This window comes from Streptomyces sp. RLA012, assembly GCF_056270325.1.
Map to the genome: position 1 here is coordinate 136,914 of NZ_JBWDPA010000002.1, position 19,785 is coordinate 156,698.

General features: G+C 68.2%; 17 protein-coding genes and 2 pseudogenes. 12 read left to right on the plus strand and 7 right to left on the minus strand.

From position 1 onward, the window contains the following. Positions 1 to 56: 56 nt before the first annotated feature. Positions 57 to 221 (minus strand): hypothetical protein, encoded by a 165-nt coding sequence (locus tag RV986_RS00850; RefSeq protein ID WP_475915528.1) that lies wholly within the window; start codon positions 219 to 221, stop codon positions 57 to 59. A gap of 191 nt (positions 222 to 412) precedes the next feature. Between RV986_RS00850 and RV986_RS00855 the strand changes: the two are divergent. Continuing rightward, positions 413 to 505 (plus strand): annotated as a pseudogene (locus RV986_RS00855) (IS200/IS605 family transposase); the annotation flags it as partial. A 128-nt stretch (positions 506 to 633) separates the two neighbouring features. Here the strand turns inward: RV986_RS00855 and RV986_RS00860 are convergent. The 4 genes from RV986_RS00860 to RV986_RS00875 all read right to left on the minus strand — a co-directional run bounded on the left by RV986_RS00860 (position 634) and on the right by RV986_RS00875 (position 5,765). Next, on the minus strand, positions 634 to 2,853 hold the full coding sequence (locus RV986_RS00860) for a helix-turn-helix transcriptional regulator (protein ID WP_475915529.1): 2,220 nt from the start codon (positions 2,851 to 2,853) through the stop codon (positions 634 to 636). A gap of 137 nt (positions 2,854 to 2,990) precedes the next feature. Further along, positions 2,991 to 3,479, minus strand: coding sequence for a flavin reductase family protein (locus RV986_RS00865; protein ID WP_475915530.1), 489 nt, complete (start codon positions 3,477 to 3,479; stop codon positions 2,991 to 2,993). A gap of 287 nt (positions 3,480 to 3,766) precedes the next feature. Beyond that, positions 3,767 to 4,639 (minus strand): dioxygenase family protein, encoded by an 873-nt coding sequence (locus tag RV986_RS00870; RefSeq protein WP_475915531.1) that lies wholly within the window; start codon positions 4,637 to 4,639, stop codon positions 3,767 to 3,769. After that, positions 4,632 to 5,765 carry a maleylacetate reductase gene (locus tag RV986_RS00875; protein ID WP_475915532.1) on the minus strand — a complete coding sequence of 378 codons (1,134 nt, stop codon included), beginning with the start codon at positions 5,763 to 5,765 and terminating at the stop codon, positions 4,632 to 4,634. Before RV986_RS00875 ends, RV986_RS00870 begins: the two co-directional genes overlap by 8 nt. Before the next feature lie 380 nt (positions 5,766 to 6,145). Between RV986_RS00875 and RV986_RS00880 the strand changes: the two genes are divergently transcribed. The 7 genes from RV986_RS00880 (at position 6,146) to RV986_RS00910 (ending at position 13,748) form a co-directional block, all read left to right on the plus strand. Then, entirely contained in the window at positions 6,146 to 6,928 is a 783-nt protein-coding gene (locus RV986_RS00880; protein ID WP_475915533.1) for a CoA transferase subunit A, read from the plus strand. Continuing rightward, positions 6,928 to 7,572, plus strand: coding sequence for a CoA transferase subunit B (locus RV986_RS00885; RefSeq protein ID WP_475915534.1), 645 nt, complete (start codon positions 6,928 to 6,930; stop codon positions 7,570 to 7,572). The genes RV986_RS00880 and RV986_RS00885 overlap by 1 nt, the downstream gene beginning before the upstream one ends. Beyond that, on the plus strand, positions 7,569 to 8,771 hold the full coding sequence (locus RV986_RS00890) for a thiolase family protein (protein WP_475915535.1): 1,203 nt from the start codon (positions 7,569 to 7,571) through the stop codon (positions 8,769 to 8,771). Before RV986_RS00885 ends, RV986_RS00890 begins: the two co-directional genes overlap by 4 nt. A 353-nt stretch (positions 8,772 to 9,124) precedes the next feature. Further along, on the plus strand, positions 9,125 to 9,817 hold the full coding sequence (locus RV986_RS00895) for a TetR/AcrR family transcriptional regulator (RefSeq protein ID WP_475915536.1): 693 nt from the start codon (positions 9,125 to 9,127) through the stop codon (positions 9,815 to 9,817). Next, on the plus strand, positions 9,814 to 10,578 hold the full coding sequence (locus RV986_RS00900) for an SDR family NAD(P)-dependent oxidoreductase (RefSeq protein WP_475915537.1): 765 nt from the start codon (positions 9,814 to 9,816) through the stop codon (positions 10,576 to 10,578). The genes RV986_RS00895 and RV986_RS00900 overlap by 4 nt, the downstream gene beginning before the upstream one ends. Positions 10,579 to 10,732: 154 nt before the next feature. Further along, the gene (locus RV986_RS00905; protein WP_475915538.1) at positions 10,733 to 11,611 is read left to right on the plus strand and encodes an ABC transporter substrate-binding protein; all 879 of its coding nucleotides are present in this window, start codon (positions 10,733 to 10,735) and stop codon (positions 11,609 to 11,611) included. A 445-nt stretch (positions 11,612 to 12,056) separates the two neighbouring features. Continuing rightward, positions 12,057 to 13,748, plus strand: coding sequence for an acetolactate synthase large subunit (locus RV986_RS00910; RefSeq protein ID WP_475915539.1), 1,692 nt, complete (start codon positions 12,057 to 12,059; stop codon positions 13,746 to 13,748). Between the two features lie 322 nt (positions 13,749 to 14,070). Here the strand turns inward: RV986_RS00910 and RV986_RS00915 are convergent, their stop codons facing one another. Beyond that, positions 14,071 to 14,970, minus strand: coding sequence for a LysR substrate-binding domain-containing protein (locus RV986_RS00915; protein ID WP_475915540.1), 900 nt, complete (start codon positions 14,968 to 14,970; stop codon positions 14,071 to 14,073). 158 nt (positions 14,971 to 15,128) lie between these two features. Here RV986_RS00915 and RV986_RS00920 point away from each other — a divergent pair, with 158 nt between their 5' ends. The 3 genes and pseudogenes from RV986_RS00920 to RV986_RS00930 form a co-directional block, all read left to right on the plus strand. Beyond that, positions 15,129 to 16,139, plus strand: coding sequence for an aldo/keto reductase (locus tag RV986_RS00920; RefSeq protein WP_475915541.1), 1,011 nt, complete (start codon positions 15,129 to 15,131; stop codon positions 16,137 to 16,139). 29 nt (positions 16,140 to 16,168) lie between these two features. Continuing rightward, positions 16,169 to 16,582, plus strand: a complete 414-nt coding sequence (locus RV986_RS00925) for an SRPBCC family protein (protein ID WP_475915542.1) — start codon at positions 16,169 to 16,171, stop codon at positions 16,580 to 16,582. A gap of 423 nt (positions 16,583 to 17,005) precedes the next feature. Then, positions 17,006 to 17,251, plus strand: a pseudogene (locus RV986_RS00930) (ATP-binding protein); the annotation flags it as partial. Between the two features lie 49 nt (positions 17,252 to 17,300). Here RV986_RS00930 and RV986_RS00935 read toward each other — a convergent pair. Further along, positions 17,301 to 18,134: an NAD(P)H-binding protein gene (locus RV986_RS00935; RefSeq protein ID WP_475915543.1), complete on the minus strand. Its 834-nt coding sequence runs from the start codon at positions 18,132 to 18,134 to the stop codon at positions 17,301 to 17,303. A 121-nt stretch (positions 18,135 to 18,255) separates the two neighbouring features. Here RV986_RS00935 and RV986_RS00940 point away from each other — a divergent pair. Beyond that, a protein-coding gene (locus tag RV986_RS00940) for an IS3 family transposase (protein ID WP_475915484.1) occupies positions 18,256 to 19,439 on the plus strand; the annotation gives its coding sequence in 2 pieces (ribosomal slippage) (positions 18,256 to 18,520 and positions 18,520 to 19,439; 1,185 coding nt in all). Positions 19,440 to 19,785 lie beyond the last annotated feature (346 nt).

Sequence of the window (19,785 nt, forward strand, 5' to 3'; positions counted from 1 at the left end):
CGAACCCCGCGCCGCTACGCGGCGCGGGGTTCGGACGATCTCTTGGTTCTCGCGGATCAGTCTGGTGGAGAGCTGGTGGTGGAACTCGCGGCGCGCGTCGGCCACCTTCGTGTGGGCGCGCGGCGCAGGAACCGCGGGGAGCCGATTTCCGTGCCGTCGGAGAGGATCGCGAAGTGGGTGAGGCCCAGGTCGTTGCCGATCTGCTGGTCGGTGTCCGGCATCGCGGCGATCTTGGGCAGGTTCAGCCGCCCGGCGGCAGTGAGAGACCAGCGGGCGTCTGCGGTGAACCGGGTCGAATGCCACTTGTTCTTACGGGGCTTGAGCCTCGGCGCGCCCGTTTTCGGTCCCTTGCGGGTGCCCTTGAGGGAAGCGAAGAAGTTGCGGTAGGCGGCCTCGGCGTCGCGCAGAGAAGCTCTGGTCCGGCTCCTGCTTCGCCGGGACCGTCGGTGGTGCCCCGCTCTCCGTGGTCCGGCAGTACATCGAGCAGCGGAACCGGCCGGTGTGAGCACTACCCGGCGCCGTCGGCACCGGGCTCGCGACGCTCCGCGTCGCCATCCTCGGATTCGCTTCGTCACCGGGCCGAAGCCCGATGCACTGCGAATGAGTCCCGGTAGCAGGATGCCAGGGCTCGGATCAGAACACGCCGCACTCCCTGGCCCTGGCAACCGCCGCATCCCTGTCGTGCGCGTCGAGTTTGCGGAAGATCGCCCGTACCTGTGTCTTCACGGTGTTGTGGGACACATAGAGCTCGGAGGCGATCTCACGCAGCGTCAGCGGACCGCACAGGGCACGGAGCACTCGGCGCTCTCTCACCGACAGGTCCTGGGGGCGGGGGGCGGCAGGTGTCACCGCTGTGTCCCCGCCGACTCGGCCGAGCAGGTCCGTCAGCACCCCGGGCGACTCGCACCGGGCCGCCGCCCGCTCGGCTGCCTCGCGGGCCTTTCGCGCCGCGTCCGTGTTGTGCCGCGCGCTCTCAAGTCGCGACCGCGTGAAGTGGCACAAGGCGCGTATGTGCGGTTCGCTTCCCGTCCGGGTCGAGCCCGCCAGCACCGCTTCCGCGCCGGCCAGAACCCGTTCGGCCTCCTCGACCTGTCCCTCTTCGAGAAGTAGGCCGGCCCGGCCGATGTAGGCAGGCACAGAGACGAAGTGCCGGCCGAGGCCGACCGTCGCGACCGCATCAAGGGCCTCGTCACTCAAGATGCGCGCCAGTTCGTGCCGCCCGGCCAAGAGCGCGCACACCGCCCGCAGACCCAGCGCGCGGACGAGCGCCAGGCCGTGCCCGGCGGCATGCGCGTCACGGGTCGCCTCGCCGAGCAGCGCCTCCGCCTCCTCGTACCGGCAGGTCCACAGCAGAGCGGCACCGCGGGCCGTACAGGCCAGGGCACGCCAGGAAGTCAACGGCAGGGTGCCGGCGACGGCGGCTTCGCCGAGACGGCCGGCGGTCAGGACCTCTCCCTTCAGACAGCAGGCCACGACCCGAGCGACGGCTGCGGCATCGGACACCGTGCTGCCTTCGCCGACCGTCTGCGGTCCCGTCTGCCTGAGCTGGGCCACATCCAGCCAGCGCCGGGCCGTTTCCGGGGCGCCCCCTGAGAGGGCCGCCATCGCCGCCACGACGCACAGTCTCGCGTCGGCGGCGACCGTGCGGGGCGGCAAGAGGTCCAGCCAGTGCGAGACCTCCGCACCACGGCCCGCCGAGATCGCCTTCTCCCAGCCGTCGAGGACCGACGCGACGGCCGCGGACTCATCGCCGCCCAGCATCCAGTGCCGTACGGCCGCGGTCGTCTCCCCTTGCCGGGAGTACCACTGAGCCGCCGACCGGTGCAGGGACACGACGGTGTCCGACCCTTCGGACTCAAGGACGTCGGACAGCAGCGAAGACAGTGCTGGGTGATGCCGGTACGCCGGCGGATCGGCGGCGACGGGCACGAGCAGTTGCACGGTCCGTGCGAGCTCGCGCAGCAGTACGCCCGCCCGGTCCCCGGCGAGGGCCTGGCTCGGCCCGGCAGTCAGTTCGTCGAGCACGCTGGTACGCAGCAGGAACCGGCGCTGTTCGGTGGTGAGCCGATAGAGCACCTCGGTGGCCAGATATTCGGTGACCGCTTGCCTGCCGCGGGCCAGGTTCCCTTCCGTGTCGGCCTCGTTCGCCGAGCGGGCGAGGGTGCGCCCCATGGTGCACAGTCCCGCCGCCCATCCCCCGGTGGCCTCGTACAGCGCGCTCGAAGTGTCCGCGCTCGGAGCGGACCCGAGCAGACCGGTGAGCACTGCCTGTGCTTCCTCCGGGGTGAAGGCCAGGTCGTGCTGGTCGAGTTCGGCGGTCAGACCCCGGGCGCGCAGGGTCGGAAGGGGGCTTCCGGGAATGTGCCGGGTCGACAGAACGACACGGAAGCCGCGGGGAAGCCTTGTCAGGAAGTCCGCCAGGCTACGGACCGCGTCGGCGTCCGTGATGGATTCCAGTCCGTCGAGGATCAGCGTGAGCCGTCCCTCTCCGCCCAGTCCGGCCAGAAGACTCGGCAGGATCTCCTCTAGCCATGCCTCGACCGTCCACCCGTCGCTGTCGAGGCGGGCGGGCAGGTTCGGTCGTGCGTGGTGCACCGCTCGCAGGATGCAGGCCCAGAGCCGGCCCGGGGCGTTGTCGTACGCGTCCAGGCTGAGCCACGCGCACTCTCCGCGAGCCGCCAGGCCTTGCGACCACTCGGTCAGGAGCACCGTTTTCCCGGCACCGGCCGGCGCGGAGACCACCACCACGGGCTCGGTCGCCGCGTCAAGCCGACGCAGCAGACGCGGGCGTGTCAGCAGATGCGGGGGCTGGGCCGGAGGATGCAGCTTGAATGTCGCAACGGAGCTGGTCATGGCACTTTCCGTGGAGTCGTCGGGACGGGCGGAGCCCCCGACGGCCATGGCTCGCCTCGCAGGAGCCGTGCATCGGGGGCGGTGGCGGGCCGGTCACGGGCCCCGCAGCGGCCGCCTTCGGACCGCTGCCACCAGGACTAGTGCGGAGCCCTGAGCGCGCCGAAGCCGCCCGCGAAGTGGACCAGCGGTCGGCAGTCCACCTTGTGTGCCCAATGGCGGACGTCGCCCACGAAGATGGTGTGATCGCCGCCGGGGAGCGCCTCGGCGACGTCGCACACGACAGCCGCGATGGCGTCCTTCAACACCGGCACACCGTGGTCGTCGAAGGTCTCGATGCCCGCGAACTTGTCCGGTTTGGAAGCGGCGAAGTTCCGCGCCAGGTGCTCGCTGTCCTCGCCGAGTACATTGACGGCGAAGCGGCCGTGCGCCGCGATCGCGGTCCGCGTGTACAGGTGGTTGCCGATGCACACGAGCAGCTGGAGCGGGTCGAGGGAGAGGGCGGCCACGGCGCTCGCCGTCATGCCGATGGGTGTGCTTCCGGAGCACGTGGTGATCACGCTGACACCCGTGGCGAGCCGGCTCATCGTGGCTCGGAAATCGACTGTCATGTCAAGGGTTTCGGTCATCGGAGGACCTCCGTGAAAGTCGGAAGAGCGTCGGCCTGTTGCGCAGGACACTGGGTGAACTCACCACCCCACTGGGTGGGTTGGCGGGCATGTCGTTCGCGTGGGGCAGGAAGGCGAGCGGCTGCCCTGTGACGTACGCGAGGTCATCGCGCGCGTGGTGGGCGGATCGCGCTTCGCCGAGTTCAAGGCGGAGTTGCGGGCCGGCCCGGTACCGGGGGTTCGACGACACCCGTGCCGCGCTGGGCCCTGGTGCCTGTGGTGAAGCGTGCGACGCCGGCTGTCAGTGCCTACCGGTCCGCGGGGAGAGGTTCGAGGACGAAGGTGTGGCGCAGCAGGGTGTACGGCACATCGGTCAGGGCGCGGCAGGGCCCGGCGTCGGCCGCGTACGTGTCATAGGACTCGACCAGCGACTCCTTGACCCCGAACACCGGATCGGTGTCCAGGTACGGGTCGTCCGAAGGGAACAGCATGCTGGTCACGCGCTGGAATCCCGGAGCGTCGATCAGCAGGTGCACATGGGCGGGACGCATGGGCGACCTGCTGGTCGCGCTCAAGAGTTCGCCGACCGGGCCGTCACCGGGTATCGGATAGCTGGACGGGCGGATGGAACGGAAGCTGAAGTGTCCCGTCGCGTCGGTCCGGAACAGCGCGCGCATGGCCGGGTCGACCTGGCCGGGCACATCCACGTCGTAATGGCCCTCCGAGTCACTGTGCCAGACGTCCACCGCGGCGCCGGTCACCGGCGCTCCTTCACGGTCCACGACCCGTCCCTCGAAGAACATCGGGGTACCGGGCAGGCCTCCGGAGATGTCGGCGGCGTCGGCGGGCTGTGGCCTGTCCTCCCTGAAGAAGGGGCCCAGGACGCTGTTCTGTGTGGCGTTGGTGGGGCGTCGATTGCTCAGGGCGTCGACCAGCATGGTGACGCCCAGCACGTCGGACAGCAGGACGAACTCCTGGCGCGTCGGCGTGCACATCTGCCCGGTGCGCGTCAGGAAGTCCACTCCCCGGGCCCACTCCTCCTCCGTCGGCTCGACATCACGGACGAAGGAGTGGAGGTGTCGCACCAGTGATTCCAGGATCTCCGCGAGGCGGGAGTCCTTGGTGTCCCGCATGGTCGAGATCACAGCCCCGGTGATGGTGTCGCTGGTCAGATCACGCATGGCTCGCTCCCGTGGTGATTGAGTGTTCGATGACGGAGTCGGTCTGGGGATGTTCGTTGCCGGGTGATGTCCACGGCCTCTCCCCGGCCCAGGCGCGGGTCAGGAAGGCGCGCACAGCCGTCCGATCCACTGGGCGCGGATTCCAGTAGCCGTCCCGCACGATGAGTTCGGCCGCCTGCTCGATCCCCGATTCGGGCATGCCGAGGTCCCGCAGTGCACTGGGGGCGCCGAGCCTCCCGGCGAAGTCGAAGAGACCGCTCGCGGCGTCGTCCCCCGGCAGCGCCTGCGCGATGCGTGCCATGGTTTCGGGGGCCGCCGGCCCGTTGTAGGCGACCACGTGCGGCAGGACGACTGTGTGGGTTTCGGCGTGCGGAAGCCCGAATGTGCCGCCCAGCACATGGCACACCTTGTGATGCAGGGCCATGCCCACCGTGCCGAGGCACGTGCCCGCCAGCCACGCCCCGTACAGCGCATCCGCCCGCGCCTCGCCGTCCTCCGGACGTCGCGCGACGACCGGAAGGGATCGGGTGAGGGAATCGAGCGCTTCACCGGCCATCAGGAAGGCGAGCGGGTCCCGGTCCTGTGCGTAGAGGGCCTCCACGGCGTGCGCCATCGCGTTGATGCCGCTGACCACGGATATCGCCGCCGGAAATGTGAGCGTCAGGTCGACGTCGTACACCACCGTCTTGAGCAGTGCTTCCGGCAGCCGCCGGGTCGTCTTCCTGCGGCCTTCGGTCTCTCCGAGGATCGGCGTCATCTCCGAGCCGGCATAGGTGGTGGGCAGCGCCAGCTGCGGAAGTCCGGTCCGTACGGCGATCGCCTTGCCGAGGCCGATGGTCGATCCACCGCCGATGGCGAGCACGGAGTCCGCTCCCACGGATCTGGCGTATGCGACCGCCTTCTCCGTGACCTCGACAGGGGTATGAGGAGCCGCTTCGGCGAAAGTTCCCACGGCGGCCGCACCAAGCAGGTCGCGTATCTCCGCTGACTGGTCCACTTGACCGGGTGTGCACAGGATGAGCACCCGACGGCATCCGAGAGCATCGGCCTCTTCGGGGACACGGCTGCGCGTACCGCTGCCGAAGACCACCTTGGTGATCTGTCCCCGATGTACGAATGTCTTCATGAGAATTTCCTCGGTCCTGCCGATCCTCTATTCATGGAAGAAGCGTCGGCACTCGGATGATGCGCGTCAACGGAATCCGTGAGTGATAACGAGGATCGGCGAGGGAATACCTTGTTCGCGCGACGCGCACCGACGGAGTGGCCTGGGGATCACGGGCGATATCACTCATCTGCGGGATGCCGACGGATGCCAAGGCGCTGGACCGTGGAAGCAGGTGTCGGTCACGTGAGATGCGAATGAGACGGGCAAGTCTGGGGCGGATCCACTCCCGCGATTTCCGCGACGCCCGCAGAAATATTACAGAACCCGGCCGAATTCCTGGCATCGCACGGAAACAGCGTCCGATGGGTCCGCATTGGCGAGAGGCAGAGTAAAAAAAGATGGATAAAGTGGTCGCCACGGCCCTGGAGGCGATGTCGGATGTGCCGGAAGGCGCGTCGTTGGCGGTGGGCGGGTTCGGGTTGAGCGGTGTGCCGAACGTGTTGATCCAGACGCTGTTCGAGCGGGGGGTGTCGGGGCTGTCGGTCGTCTCGAACAACTGCGGGGCGATGGACTCGGGCCTGGCGGTGCTGCTGGCGGCGGGCCGGATCGGACGGGTGACGGGCTCGTATGTCGGGGCGAACAAGGAGTTCGCGCGGCAGTATCTGGCCGGGGAGCTGGAGGTGGAGCTGATCCCCCAGGGCACGCTGGCCGAACGGCTCCGGGCGGGCGGTGCGGGAATTCCCGCCTTCTACACCCCCGCCGGGGTGGGCACGCAGGTCGCGGAAGGCGGGTTGCCTTGGCGGTACGACGGCTCGGGCGGGGTGGCGCTGGCCTCGCCGGCCAAGGAGGTGCGGACCTTCGACGGAGTCGCGTATGTGCTGGAGCACGGAATCCGTACCGACTTCGCGCTGGTAAGGGCGGCGAAGGGGGACCGGCACGGCAACCTGGTGTTCAGCAAGTCGGCTCGCAACTTCAACCCGTTGGCCGCGATGGCGGGAAGGGTGACGGTCGCCGAGGTGGAGGAGCTGGTGGAGCCGGGCGCGATCGATCCGGACGCGGTGCATCTGCCGGGGATCTTCGTGCAGCGGGTGGTGGCCCTCACGTCGGAACAGACGGCGGACAAGAAGATCGAGCAGCGCACGGTGTCCGTGCCTGCGGCACAAGGGCCGGTGAGCGGCTGATGGCCTGGAGTCGTGAGGAGATGGCCGCCCGGGCCGCGCGGGAGCTGGAGGACGGCCAGTACGTCAATCTCGGCATCGGGCTGCCGACGCTGATCCCCAACTACCTCCCGTCCGGCGTCGAAGTGATCCTCGAGTCCGAGAACGGCATCCTCGGCACCGGCCCGTACCCCACCGAGGAGCAGGTCGACCCCGACCTGATCAACGCGGGCAAGGAGACCGTGACGGTGCTGCCCGGCGCCTCCTTCTTCGACTCGGCGCTGTCCTTCTCGATGATCCGCGGCGGCCACATCGACGTGGCGGTGCTGGGCGCGATGCAGGTCTCCGAGCAGGGAGACCTGGCGAACTGGGCGATCCCCGGGAAGATGGTCACGGGCATCGGCGGTGCGATGGACCTGGTGCACGGCGCCCGTACGGTCATCGTCGTGATGACGCACACCGCCAAGGACGGCTCACCGAAGATCCTCACCGAGTGCGTGCTGCCGCTGACCGGGAAGCGTTGCGTGAACCGGATCATCACCGACCTCGGCGTCCTCGACATCACCGACGAGGGACTGGTGCTGGTCGAGTGCGCACCGGGCGTCGGCGTCGAGGAGATCATCACCAAGACCGACGCCGAGCTGACCGTCACGGAGGGCCTGAAGTGAAGAACGTATACATCGTCGACGCCGTGCGCACGCCGATCGGGCGTCACAACGGTGGCCTGGCCTCGGTACGCCCCGACGACCTGGCCGCACACACCATCCGCGAACTCCTCGCCCGATGCCCCCAGTTGGACCCGGCGCGCATCGCGGACGTGTACTTCGGAAACGCCAACGGCGCCGGTGAGGAGAACCGCAATGTCGGCCGCATGGCCGCGCTGCTCGCGGGCCTGCCCACCTCGGTGCCGGGCGTGACGGTCAACCGGCTGTGCGCCTCCGGACTGGAGGCCGTCATTCAGGCCGCCCGTGCCATCATCGTCGGCGACGCCTCCATCGCCGTCGCCGGTGGTGTGGAGTCGATGACCCGGGCTCCGTACGTGCTGCCCAAGTCGGACCGGCCCTTCCCCGCCGGGCACGCCGAGCTGTACTCGACCACCCTCGGCTGGCGCATGGTCAATCCGAGGATGGACCCGCAGTGGACCATCCCGCTCGGCGAGTCGGCCGAACTCATCGCCGACAAGCACAGGATCAGCCGCGAGCGGCAGGACGAGTTCGCGCTGAGCAGCCACCGGAAGGCCGCGACGGCTCAGGCCGAGGGCCTGTTCGAGCCCGAGCTCGCCGCCGTGTCGATCCCCCAGCGCAAGGGCGACCCGGTGCTCTTCGCCGCCGACGAGTGCATCCGCCCGGACGCTTCCCTGACTGCGATGGCCAAACTCAAGCCCTCCTTCCGCACCGCGCACGGCACAGTGACCGCGGGCAACGCCTCGCCGCTCAATGACGGCGCCGCCGCCCTGCTCCTGGCCGACGAGGAGGGCCTGAAGGCCACCGGCCGCGAGCCGCTGGCCCGCCTCTCCGCCACGGGAGTGTCCGCGATCGACCCGCACTACTTCGGTCTCGCCCCTGTCGAAGCCGTCAACCGGGCCCTGGCCAAGGCCGGCCGGGCCTTCACCGATCTCGACGTGCTCGAACTGAACGAGGCTTTCGCCGCGCAGGTCCTCGGGTGTGTGGCCGAATGGCCCGAGTTCGACCCGGCGATCCTCAACCCGCAGGGCGGCGCCATCGCCCTCGGGCACCCCCTCGGCGCCTCCGGTGCCCGCCTGGCCGGCACCGTCGCCCACCAACTCGCCCGCAGGGGAAGGGGAGTTGGTGTCGCCACCCTCTGCATCGGCGTGGGCCAGGGCGTCGCCCTGGTCCTCGAACGCTGACATGAATTCGCCCGCGTCGGCGTCGATCCCGGCTGCGACAGCTCCACCACTGCCTCCAGAGCAGCGAACTGCTCGACGAACACATCGCATTTCCTTCCCAACCGGCCATAGCCGCCCGACCACTTGGCATCGTGAGATGTCTCAGCGAGTGGTGGCGACCGGCGCGGACGGCAGACTGGGTGTCATCGGTTGTCGCGGATACCACGCCCGGCTCTTGGAGCAATTCGACGGAGCGCCGCCGACCTTCCCTGCGCCCGCGGTCCGGGTCCTCGCCGCCGGCCAAGATCACGGCAGTCGGCCCCGCGGCTCCGCACACCCGGCGTGCCTTGACAGCGGAGGGGCAGGGAACCAGCATGGGAACTATGGAAACTAAATCAGTTTCAAAAGTTTCCGAGGATGGCGGGCGGCGTGCTGACGTGATCGTGGAGGCGGCCGGCCGGCTGTTCTTCGCGCCGGGTTTCGCGCGGGTGAGCATGGACGATCTCGCTCGTGAGCTCGGGATGAGCAAGAAGACGATCTACCGTCATTTCCCGGACAAGCGCAGTCTGCTGGCCGCGGTGCTGGATCGGCAGTTCGCGGCGGTGGAGCGCACGCTGGTGGCGGCGGCCGAGGACGCAGAAGGGCAGCCGTTCGGTGTGCGGGTCCAGCGGTTCCTGATCGCGGCGGGCACGGAACTCGGGCGGATCGGCGCGGCTCAGCTCGCGACGGGGCGGCAAGGCGATGCGATGCTGCGCCAGTTCGTGGAGCAGCGCGTGGACATGGTGGTCTACCGGCGGGTCGACGAGCTGTTCCAGGACGGCCACCGGCAGGGACTGCTGTCGGTACCGCCCGAGCTGCTGAGTGAGATCACCCGCGGCGCGGTGGAGCGGCTGCTCACCTCGCAGTTGCCACTCGAACTCGACTGGACCGCGGCCGATCTGCTGCGGGCGACCGTCGACACCGTGCTCTACGGGGCGATCCGCTCAGCGCACCCCGGTATCGACGACAAACAACCCCGGGCGGTCATTCCGACGGCCCGCGATGACGACCAGGAGGTGGGCTCGTGACGGGGACATCCGGCAGGGTGGCATTGGTGACAGGGGCCAGCAGCGGAATCGGCGCGACCACCGCGCGCCTGCTGGCCGCGCGAGGAATGCGCGTGGTGGTCAACTACCTCCGCAGCGGCACGGCGGCCGAGGAGGTCGTGGCCGGCATCGAGGCCGCGGGCGGCCAGGCCATGGCCGTGCAGGCCGACGTGCGCGAGGCAGCGGCGATCGGGAGCATGGTCGAGCAGGTCCGGGCGGCATGGGGCGGCATCGACGTGCTCGTGCACAACGCGCTCATCCCCTATGCGGTCAAGCCGTTTCGGGACATGACGTGGGAAGAACTGGGCGGCAAGCTCGACGCCGAGATGCACGCGGCGTTCGCGGTCACCAAAGCCGTCCTGCCCGCCATGACCGAACAGGGCTGGGGACGCATCATCTATCTCAGTACCGGCCTCAGCCGCCGGCCCCGGGAGAACATGATCGCGTTGGGCGTGTCCAAGGCCGCACTGGAGCAGTTCGCCCGCTACCTCGCCCAGGAACTGGGCCCGCAGGGCATCACCGTCAACATCGTCGCGCCCGGCCCGGTGGAGGACACCCGCATGGCCCGCATGGCGGATGTGTTCGACGATGCGCACAAGCAGCGGCAGGTGGCCGCCACTCCCCTGGGCCGCCTGGCACACCCGGGCGACGTCGCCCAGGCGGTCGCCTTCTACGCCAGTGAGGACAACGCCTTCATGACCGGCACCACGGCCGCGGTCAACGGCGGAATGTCCATGGACTGACACCCCGCTGTCCCCTGCACACGGACCATACCGTCCTGATCCGGCCGACGGCCGGACCGCATCCGGCACACCGTCACCTCAGCAGCATGGACCGCGGCGCCCTGCGCGCGGCACGCACGGGCGCAGGGTGGTGACACGACCAAGGAAGACATTCATGCACACCATCGATCTCGCCTACGTCGGGCGGGGCCTGCACGAGGAACTGACCGCCTACATCGCCGACCAGCAGGACTACTACGCCGACGAGGGCGTCCACGTCGCACTGCGCGACGGCTGCACCTGGAACGAGGAGCGACTGCGCCGCAGCGCCACCATCGGGCTCGGCCGGGCACTGCTGTCCCGACTGACCGATGGCACCCCCTGGGTCGCGCTCAACGTCAACACCCACCGCCCGCTGTTCTGGTTCCTCGCCCGCCCCGGCCTGACCTCCCTGGCCGACCTGGCCGGCCAGCGGCTGGCGGTACATGCCCCCCACACCGCACCCGGATGCTTCACCCGGATCGTGCTGCGCCAGGCCGGCCTCGACCCGGACCGCGACATCCACACCATCGTCCGCCCACCCGGCGACTACGGCATGGACCTGCGCCGGCTGCACGACGGCAGCATCGACGCCGCCCTGGTCGGCAGCACCATGGCACCGGAGGCAATAGCCGCCGAGCACGGCTGGAAGGTACTGGCCTGGGTCGGCGACCACTTCCGGATCCCCACCGTGGGCCTGGCCGTCGACCCCACCTACGTTGACCCGGACGACCCCGCGGTCCAGGCCGTCCTACGAGCCCACCGGCGCGCCCTGCAGGTGATCCGCAACGACCCCGACACCACGGTGCGGCACATGCAGACATTCCTCGGCGGACACACCGCGGACGAAGCCCGCGCCCACTACGAGAGGTTCATCGCACCGTATTTCACCACCAACGGCCAAGCCGACCTCACCGTCGGCGCCACCGCGATCACCGCGGTCGCCGCCGAACTCGGCGTCCCCGCCAACGTCACCGCGGCCGATTTCTACCGCACCGCGACCACCACACCCTAGGCCAACCCCAGGCCGCCATATAGCGGGTGAGGGCGGGCTTCGTCCGCTCGCCTTCCTGTTCAGCATCGTGCTTCGCCATCTCATCATCGAAATCTCACCATCGACGCGGCAGTGATCATCTTCGCGGCAGCGCTCTCTGCCGGGGCTGCTCTGGCAGTCGTCGCGGCGCTCCGCACGGGCGCCGTCGGCTCGGCGCGAAGGTCGCACCGGCACTCCCGGTGAACGGGTGGGCCGATTCGCGCGCCGCAGCCACCGCATGATGCACGGCTGTGCGTCCCTATCCGGCTCCAGCGTGCGGTCCGACCGCCTACTGCAACGCCTCCGAATGGCCCAGGCCGACCTTGCGGTGCGTGAGCTTGCGCTCAGGTTGGCACCCGCCACCTGCCACCTTTGGTCGGCGGCTGATAAGTGGCCGGGGCAGGCGGGGGTGCCTACGTTTCGTCTCATGGACACCGAAGGCGCGATCGGGTCGCGGAACACGGCAGGGGCCGAGGACGTCGCACACCTGTTGGTGCGTTGTCTGCGGGCCGAGGGCGTGGAGTACGTCTTCGGGATTCCCGGTGAGGAGAACATCCGCTTCGTCGACGCCCTGAACGATTCCGGGATCCGGTACATCCTGGTGCGCCACGAGCAGGCTGCCTCGTTCATGGCGGAGATCTATGGGCGGCTGACCGGCCGGGCCGGGGTGTGTTCGGCCACGCTGGGGCCCGGCGCGATCAATCTGCTGCTCGGCACCGCGGACGCCACGACCAACAGCGCGCCGATGGTGGCCCTGGCCGCCCAGGGCTCCCTGCGCCGCGTACACAAGGAGTCGCACCAGGTCATCGACCTGGTGTCGATGTTCGCTCCCGTCACGCAGTGGGCGGTCGGCATCGCGTGTCCGGACGCGGTGCCGGAGATGACGCGCAAGGCGTTCAAGACCGCCCAGAGCGAGCGCCCCGGCGCCGTGTTCCTGGCCGTGCCGGAGGACATCGAAGCGGAGCGTCCCGCCGAGCCGCTGGCGCCCCTGCAGATCGACACGGTACGTGCCGGTGCGCCGTCCCCCTCCCAGATCGCGCGGGCGGTCGAGGTGCTCACCGCGGCACGGCACCCCGTGGTGCTGGCGGGCCACGGTGCCGCCAGAGCCGGGGCCTCGGCCGCCCTGGTGCGGTTCGCCGAGCGGCTGAATCTCCCGGTCGCGACCACGTTCCACGGCAAGGGCGTCTTCCCCGACGACCACCCCCATGCCCTCGGCGCGGTCGGCTTCATGCGCCACGACTACGGCAACTTCGGCTTCGACACGGCCGACGTACTGATCTGCGTGGGATACGAGATCCAGGAGTTCGACCCGGCCAGGATCAATCCGGGCGGCGACAAGCGGATCGTGCACGTGCATCGTTTCCCCGCCGAGGTCGACGCCCACTACCCGGTCTCAGTGGGCATCGTCGGTGACCTGTCGGAGGGGCTGGACGCACTCGGGGCCGCACTGCCCCAAGGGCTCACCTACGAGCCCGGAAGCAGTGCGAGGATCCGTGAACTGCTCGATGAAGAACTCCGGTATGGACGCGGCAACGACGCGTTCCCCCTGGTGCCACAGCGCGTGGTGTCCGATGTCCGCACCGCGCTGGACCGCCACGACATCGTGCTCGCCGACACCGGCGCCGGAAAAATGTGGATGTCCCGCCTCTACCCGACCTACGAACCGGACACCTGCCTGGTCTCCAACGGCCTGTCCACCATGGGGTTCGCGCTGCCGGGCGCCATCGCCGCCAAGCTGGCCCGGCCGGACCGACGAGCTCTGGCGATGATGGGCGACGGCTCGTTCCTGATGAACTCCCAGGAGTTGGAGACCGCCATCCGCGAGTCCGTCCCTCTGGTCGTCCTCGTTCTGGTCGACGAGGAATACGGCCTGATCACCTGGAAGATGGAACTCGAACTCGGCCGCCACAGCCACACCCGGTTCACCAACCCGGACCTGGTCGCCTACGCCGAGAGCTTCGGCGCACGCGGCTATGCGATCGAGTCCGCCGGCCAACTGCTGCCCGCGCTGCGCCGCGCCCTCGACGACGACACGGTCTCCGTGATCGCCTGCCCCGTCGACTATTCCGAGAATCTGCGTCTGACCGACAGGCTCGGCAGCCTGCACGGCCCGTTTTGACCTGACGCCAGGCTCTCGCGTCGGACACGCCCGCGCATCCAAAACCACGGCGGCACGCCGTCGGCAGGCCCCATTCCTGGCCCGCCCGACCCGCCGGGCCAGAAGAGGACGCTCACCGTGTCGCGGTCACTCCCGTGCCTCTCGTCACCGGATCGCTCCCGCGGATCGGGGCGCGCGGGAAGGGTGCCGAAGACGTCGGGCCGGTCGGCGGCTTCCAACGTTCAATGATGCGAGACGCATCCGGGCCGAGGCGCGAACCACGGGCACTGTCACCGCAGACGACGGGCACGGCACGGAGCCTGCCGATCTTCGCATCCCGGTGCTAGGCGGTGCTGCTGGTGCGCAGGATGGTGGCGCGGAACGATGTCACCAGGGGCCGCAGGTCGACTCGGTGCCATACGGCCCACAGCTGGACGCATGTGTCGTGCCAGGGAAGCTCGCGCACCGAGACATCCTCAGTGGTGGCGCGGACCATGCTTTTTTGCACGAATGCGAGTCCGAGCCCGGAGGCGACCAGGCCGAGCGCGGTCAGTGGCTCGGCGGCGTCGAGGCGGATGTCGGGCGTGAAGCCGGCCGCCGTGCAGGTGGCGACGAACGTGTCCCGCCAGGCGGGGTCCTGGGCATTCTCGACTGCGATCCACGGCTGACCGTCGAGGTCCCTGGGAGTCACTTTTTCCTGGTTGGCGAGTGGATGCCCTGCGGGCAGGGCGAGCAGCAGCGGGTCCTCGAGCAGGGATGCGGCCAGTAGGTCGGGGTCGCCCGCGGTCGGAGGTTCATGGACGAGCGCGATGTCGAGGCTGCGCTGCCGCAGGCCTTCAAACTGCTCGGTGGGCGGAAGGTTGTACAGAGCGATGTGGATGCCGGGGCGTTCGTTGTGCAGAGCGCGTAGTGCGCCGGGCAGGATGCCGGTGTGCATGGCGTCCGCGACGTAGCCGATACACAGGCCGCCCTCTTCTCCGCGGCCCAGCCGACGGCCCAGGTTCTCCAGACGATCCGCATGCCGCAGTAGCCCGCGCGCTTCGGCCAGGAAGACCTGGCCGTCCCGGGTGAGCCGGATTCTTTGTTGGCCACGTTCGAACAGCTTGAGGCCCAGGTTCTGCTCAAGTTGCGCGATCTGCCGGCTGAGCGGTGACTGGGAGATGTGCAGCCGCTCGGCGGCCCGACCGACGTGTTCGGTCTCGGCGACAGCGACGAAGTAGCGGAGTTGCCGCAGGTCAAGCATGTCAGACCTCTAAGGACTCAAGTGTGTCCAAGTAAGTCTTGGACAGTCTCAAGTCTAGATCCTAGCCTCGAACTGTCAGGCCGACGGGCCACGCAAACGAGATATAGCGGATGTCCGTCTTATCCGTCACATCTCTCATAAAAGCAAGGATCTGCACCATGTCGATCAAGTCTTTCCTGCCCGGCCGCCTGGGCTTCGGCACCGCACCGCTGGGCAACATGTTCCGGGCCATACCCGACGAGGAGGCCGCGGCCACCGTGGACGCCGCCTGGGACAACGGAATCCGCTACTTCGACACCGCGCCCTTCTACGGCGCGGGCCTGTCCGAGATCCGGCTTGGTGAAGCGCTGGCCGGCCACCCCCGCGACGAGTTCGTCCTGAGCACGAAGGTCGGCCGCGTCATCCTCGACGAGATCGAGGACCCCTCCGCCCGCGACCTGGGCGAGAAGGGCGGACTGTTCGAACACGGGCGCCCCAACAAGATGGTCAACGACTACTCGGCCGACGCCACACTGCGCTCCATCGAGGACAGCCTCAAGCGACTGAAGACTGACCGCCTCGACATCGTGTGGGTGCACGACGTCGCGCAGGACTTCTACGGCGACGAGTGGCTCGCCGCATACGAAACCGCCCGCACCGGCGCGTTCCGGGTGCTGCAGAAGCTGCGCGACGAAGGCGTCATCAGGGCCTGGGGCCTTGGGGTCAACCGGGTCGAGCCCCTGGAGCTGACGCTGGACCTCGACGAGCCGAAGCCGGACGCGTTCCTCCTCGCCGGCCGCTACACGCTGCTTGACCACGAGCGCGCCCTGCAGCGGCTGCTGCCGGCCGCGGAGGCCCAGAACGTCGACATCGTCGTCGGCGGACCGTACAGCTCCGGCATCCTGGCCGGCGGGCAGCACTTCGAATACCAGAAGGCCCCCGCCCCGGTCATCACCAAGGTGGAGCGCATCAAGGCACTCGCAGGGCAGCACGGCGTCGGCATCAAGGCGGCAGCGTTGCAGTTCTCCCTTGCTCACCCCGCGGTCGCCGCGGCCATCCCCGGCGCCTCCCGGCCGAGCCGCATCGTAGAGGACGCCACCGCACTCGGCGAGAGGGTCCCGGCGGCCTTCTGGACGGCTCTGCGCACGCAGGGGCTGATCGCTCAGGACGCCCCCGTACCCAGCGCCTGACCTCTACCTCACCTGTTCAGGAGACAACCATGGCAACTACGACCGCAACCATCGACATCCCCGTGCCCGCTGCGCGCGTCTGGCAGCTCATAGGCGGCTTCGACTCCCTGCCCGACTGGCTGCCCTACATTCCCGCGAGCACGCTCAGCGAGGGCGGCCGCGTCCGCAGCCTCACGAACGAGGAAGGCGGCGTCATCGTCGAACGCCTCGAAGCATTCGACGACCAGGCGCGCACGTACAGCTACTCCATTGTCCAGGCCCCGTTCCCTGTCACCGGCTACCGCTCCACCCTCGCCGTGCACGAAGTGTCCGCCGGGCAGAGCCGTGTGGAGTGGTCGGGCACCTTCACACCGGCAGGGACAAGCGAAGAAGAAGCGATCACCCTGTTCCACGGCATCTACACCGAGGGTCTGGCCGCACTGGAGAAGACACTCGACGCGTGAACACGGCCACGGGGTTCTCGGTGGCGCCGTCCGGCTTCGCATGGTGCCCGACGGGCGTCAACCGACCCCACGGGGCGGGGCCTTGCGGGTTCCCTCCCGCTACCCATCATCCTGGCCCAGTCCGGCCCTGCGCCGGAGAGGGAACCTCATCCCGACACGAGCCAACGGTCAGCCGGCGTTCGGCGCCTACCTGCGCGTCCCCAACGGCATCAGCCACGGGACCGGCCTCTACGTCCTCACCCTCGCCGACGACCGGATCTGCGCCATGACCCGCTTCGAAAACAGCGTGCTCCCATCATTCGGGAGCCGTTGGCGCCAGGGATTGATGATCCGTTCTGTCAGATACCCAAAGATTTATCCCAGCTGTTCCGTTGCCAACCCCCAAAGATTGTTTGCGCCCGGGACGGGGCGGAGGAATGCGGGAAAGGAAAGTCGCTCTGTCTGATCGGCGACTCGGGCACAGGCAAGTCCCATCTGCTGATACGAGCCGGCGTCGCCATCGCCTCCAACGAGAGCTTCGGCGGATGGACGAAGACGTTCACGGATCCGCGGCTCTGCACGGCCATCGTCGACCGGCTCACCTTCGACGCGGCCATCCGAAACCGGCACGGACTCCTACCGCGTCGCCCGGCCCCCCGGGCACGACCCGAGCAGGCCGCCACACCCTGACCCCGCGATCGACCACCACCAGACGCCCGGCTCTCACGAGCCGGGTGTCTCAGCGGAAGATGTCGGCATTCTCCGCAGCCCACTGCTGGAACGGTCTGGCCGGGGAACCGGTGACCCGTGAAACCGTGTCGCGCACCACCAGCAGCTCGTCATTGACGTCTCCGCCCGTGACGTCGAGTACCGCATCCGCTGCCTCGTCCCCGAAGACCGCGGCCATCTGAGCGTGCGCCTCCTGCCGACCGATCTCGATGAAGGACACATCCCGCCCGAGTGTCACCGCGATGGCCTCGACCTGCTGCCGGGCTGTCACCGGCTCTGGACCGGTCAGGGCATACGTCCGCCCCTGGTGGCCGGGCTCGGTCAGCGCCACCCGCGCCACCGACGCGACGTCCGCGGGGTGGATCGTCGGCAGCCCGGTGTCCGCATACGGCGCACGGATCGCCTCACGGTCGCGGATCGACGCCGCCCACATCAGAGCGTTCGAGGCGAACTGCGTCGGCCGCAGGATCGTCCAGGCCATGCCGCTGCCCTTGAGCAGCCGCTCGACCGCCAGGTTCTCGCCGGCGGGGCCCAGGTGCGAATGAGTCTGGGCGGTAATGGACGACACCAGCACCACGTGCTCCACACCCGCCAGTCGGGCGGCCTTGAGGATGTCGGCATCCGAACCCAGACGCGACACGAGGAACAGCGAGCGCACCCCCTCCAGAGCGGGCTTCAATGACTCCGGCTCCGCGAAGTCACCCTCAACGGCCTCGACCGTTTCAGGGAACGTGGCCCGTACGGCGTCACGGGTGAGCCCTCTCAGCGGGCCCGCACCGCATGCGTGTAACTCCCTCAGCAGCGCACTTCCTATGTTTCCGGTGGCTCCGGTCACGAGGATCATGAGCGCGTTCTCCTGCCGTCAGATGATCAACTTGAGGACACGCTAGAACCTCAATTGAGGTGCCCCGAGGTTTCCGGACAGAGACCCAATAGGATCTCTGTTCAAAGGAAACGAGGTAACTGTGGCACCACCCAGCAAGTACTCACCGGAGTTCCGCGAGGAAGCCGTCCAGGTCGCGCTGAGGTCGAGTAAGACCGTCACCGAGGTTGCTCGGGAGCTCGGCCTCAATTCGGAAACCCTTCGCGGCTGGGTGAAGAAGCATCAGATGCAGCAGGAGCCTTCGGCTGATGCGGAACTGACCGTAAATGAGCGCGCACGCCTGAAGGAACTTGAACGGCGGAACCGCGAGCTGGAGATGGAAAACAGTTTCCTGAAAAAAGCCGCAGCGTACTTCGCGAAGGATCACCGATAAGTGACAAGTTCGAGTTCATCGATCAGACGAGACTCGACACAGCGGAGTACGCATTCCCTGTAGATTTCATGTGCACCAAGCTCGACGTCTCCCGCTCCGGCTACTACGAATGGCGCAACAGGCCGGAATCCGCCACGGCTGTCCGTCGGGAAGAACTCAAGGTCATTATCGAGAAGATATTCGAGGACTCCGACAGCACCTACGGCTACCGGCGCGTGCACGCGCAGCTGCGCCGCTGGGACGTGCAGGCCGGGCTGGAGCTCGTCCGCCAGGTCATGCGGGAGCTGGGCCTGGTGCCCTGCCAGCCCAAGCCCAAGCGTTTCAGCCTGACCAAGGCCGACATGCCGTTCCCCGTGCCCGACTTGGTCGGCCGCAACTTCACCGCAGAACGGCCAGGAGAAAAGATGGTCGGGGATATCACCTATATCCCTACCGGCGAAGGCTGGCTCTATCTGGCGACCGTCATCGACTGCTGCACAAAAGAAGTCATCGGGTACGCCATGGACGACCACTACCAAACGCCACTCATATCCCGAGCCATCAAGAACGCTGCGCGCAACCGAAAGCTCGCCAAGAAGGCCATATTCCACTCCGATCGAGGCAGCAACTACATGTCCGCCGAGTATGGCAAGACTCTCGACCAGCTCAACCTCCGGCGCTCCGCCGGCCGGACCGGAATCTGCTACGACAACGCCATGGCTGAGTCTTTTTTCGGGGCCCTGAAGAACGAGCGGGTGAGTCGAATCACGTATAGCACGCGGGAGGAAGCCCGACAGGACATCACGAGGTACATTGAATTTTGGTACAATCGCATGCGACTTCACTCGGCAATCGGATACTTGACGCCACGTGAGGCATATCTCGAGCATCGCAACATGCGGCTCGCAGCGTAGATTTCAGGCGCACGGCAGCTGTCCGGAAAACGCGCGGCCCCTCAAATCGCGCTTCAGGTCAAGGAGACTCCTGGCCCTTCCCACTGCCAGGCACGCATGCGGACACCCCCGCACTTCACGCCGGGGACTGATCTCCAACGATCTACCACTGCCCGTGCCACATACCCGAGTGACATCGAAACCCACCGACATTCAGAAGCGCGTGGGCGCGGCCAGTGGTGGAGGTCGTGGTCTGCGACGGCCAGACCTCACCCTTCAGCAGACCGCGTTCACCCTCCAGGAGGCACTCGCCACGCTGTGGCGACTGTGACTGCTCCTGGACGTGTGCCAGGAGCTCAACTCGTAG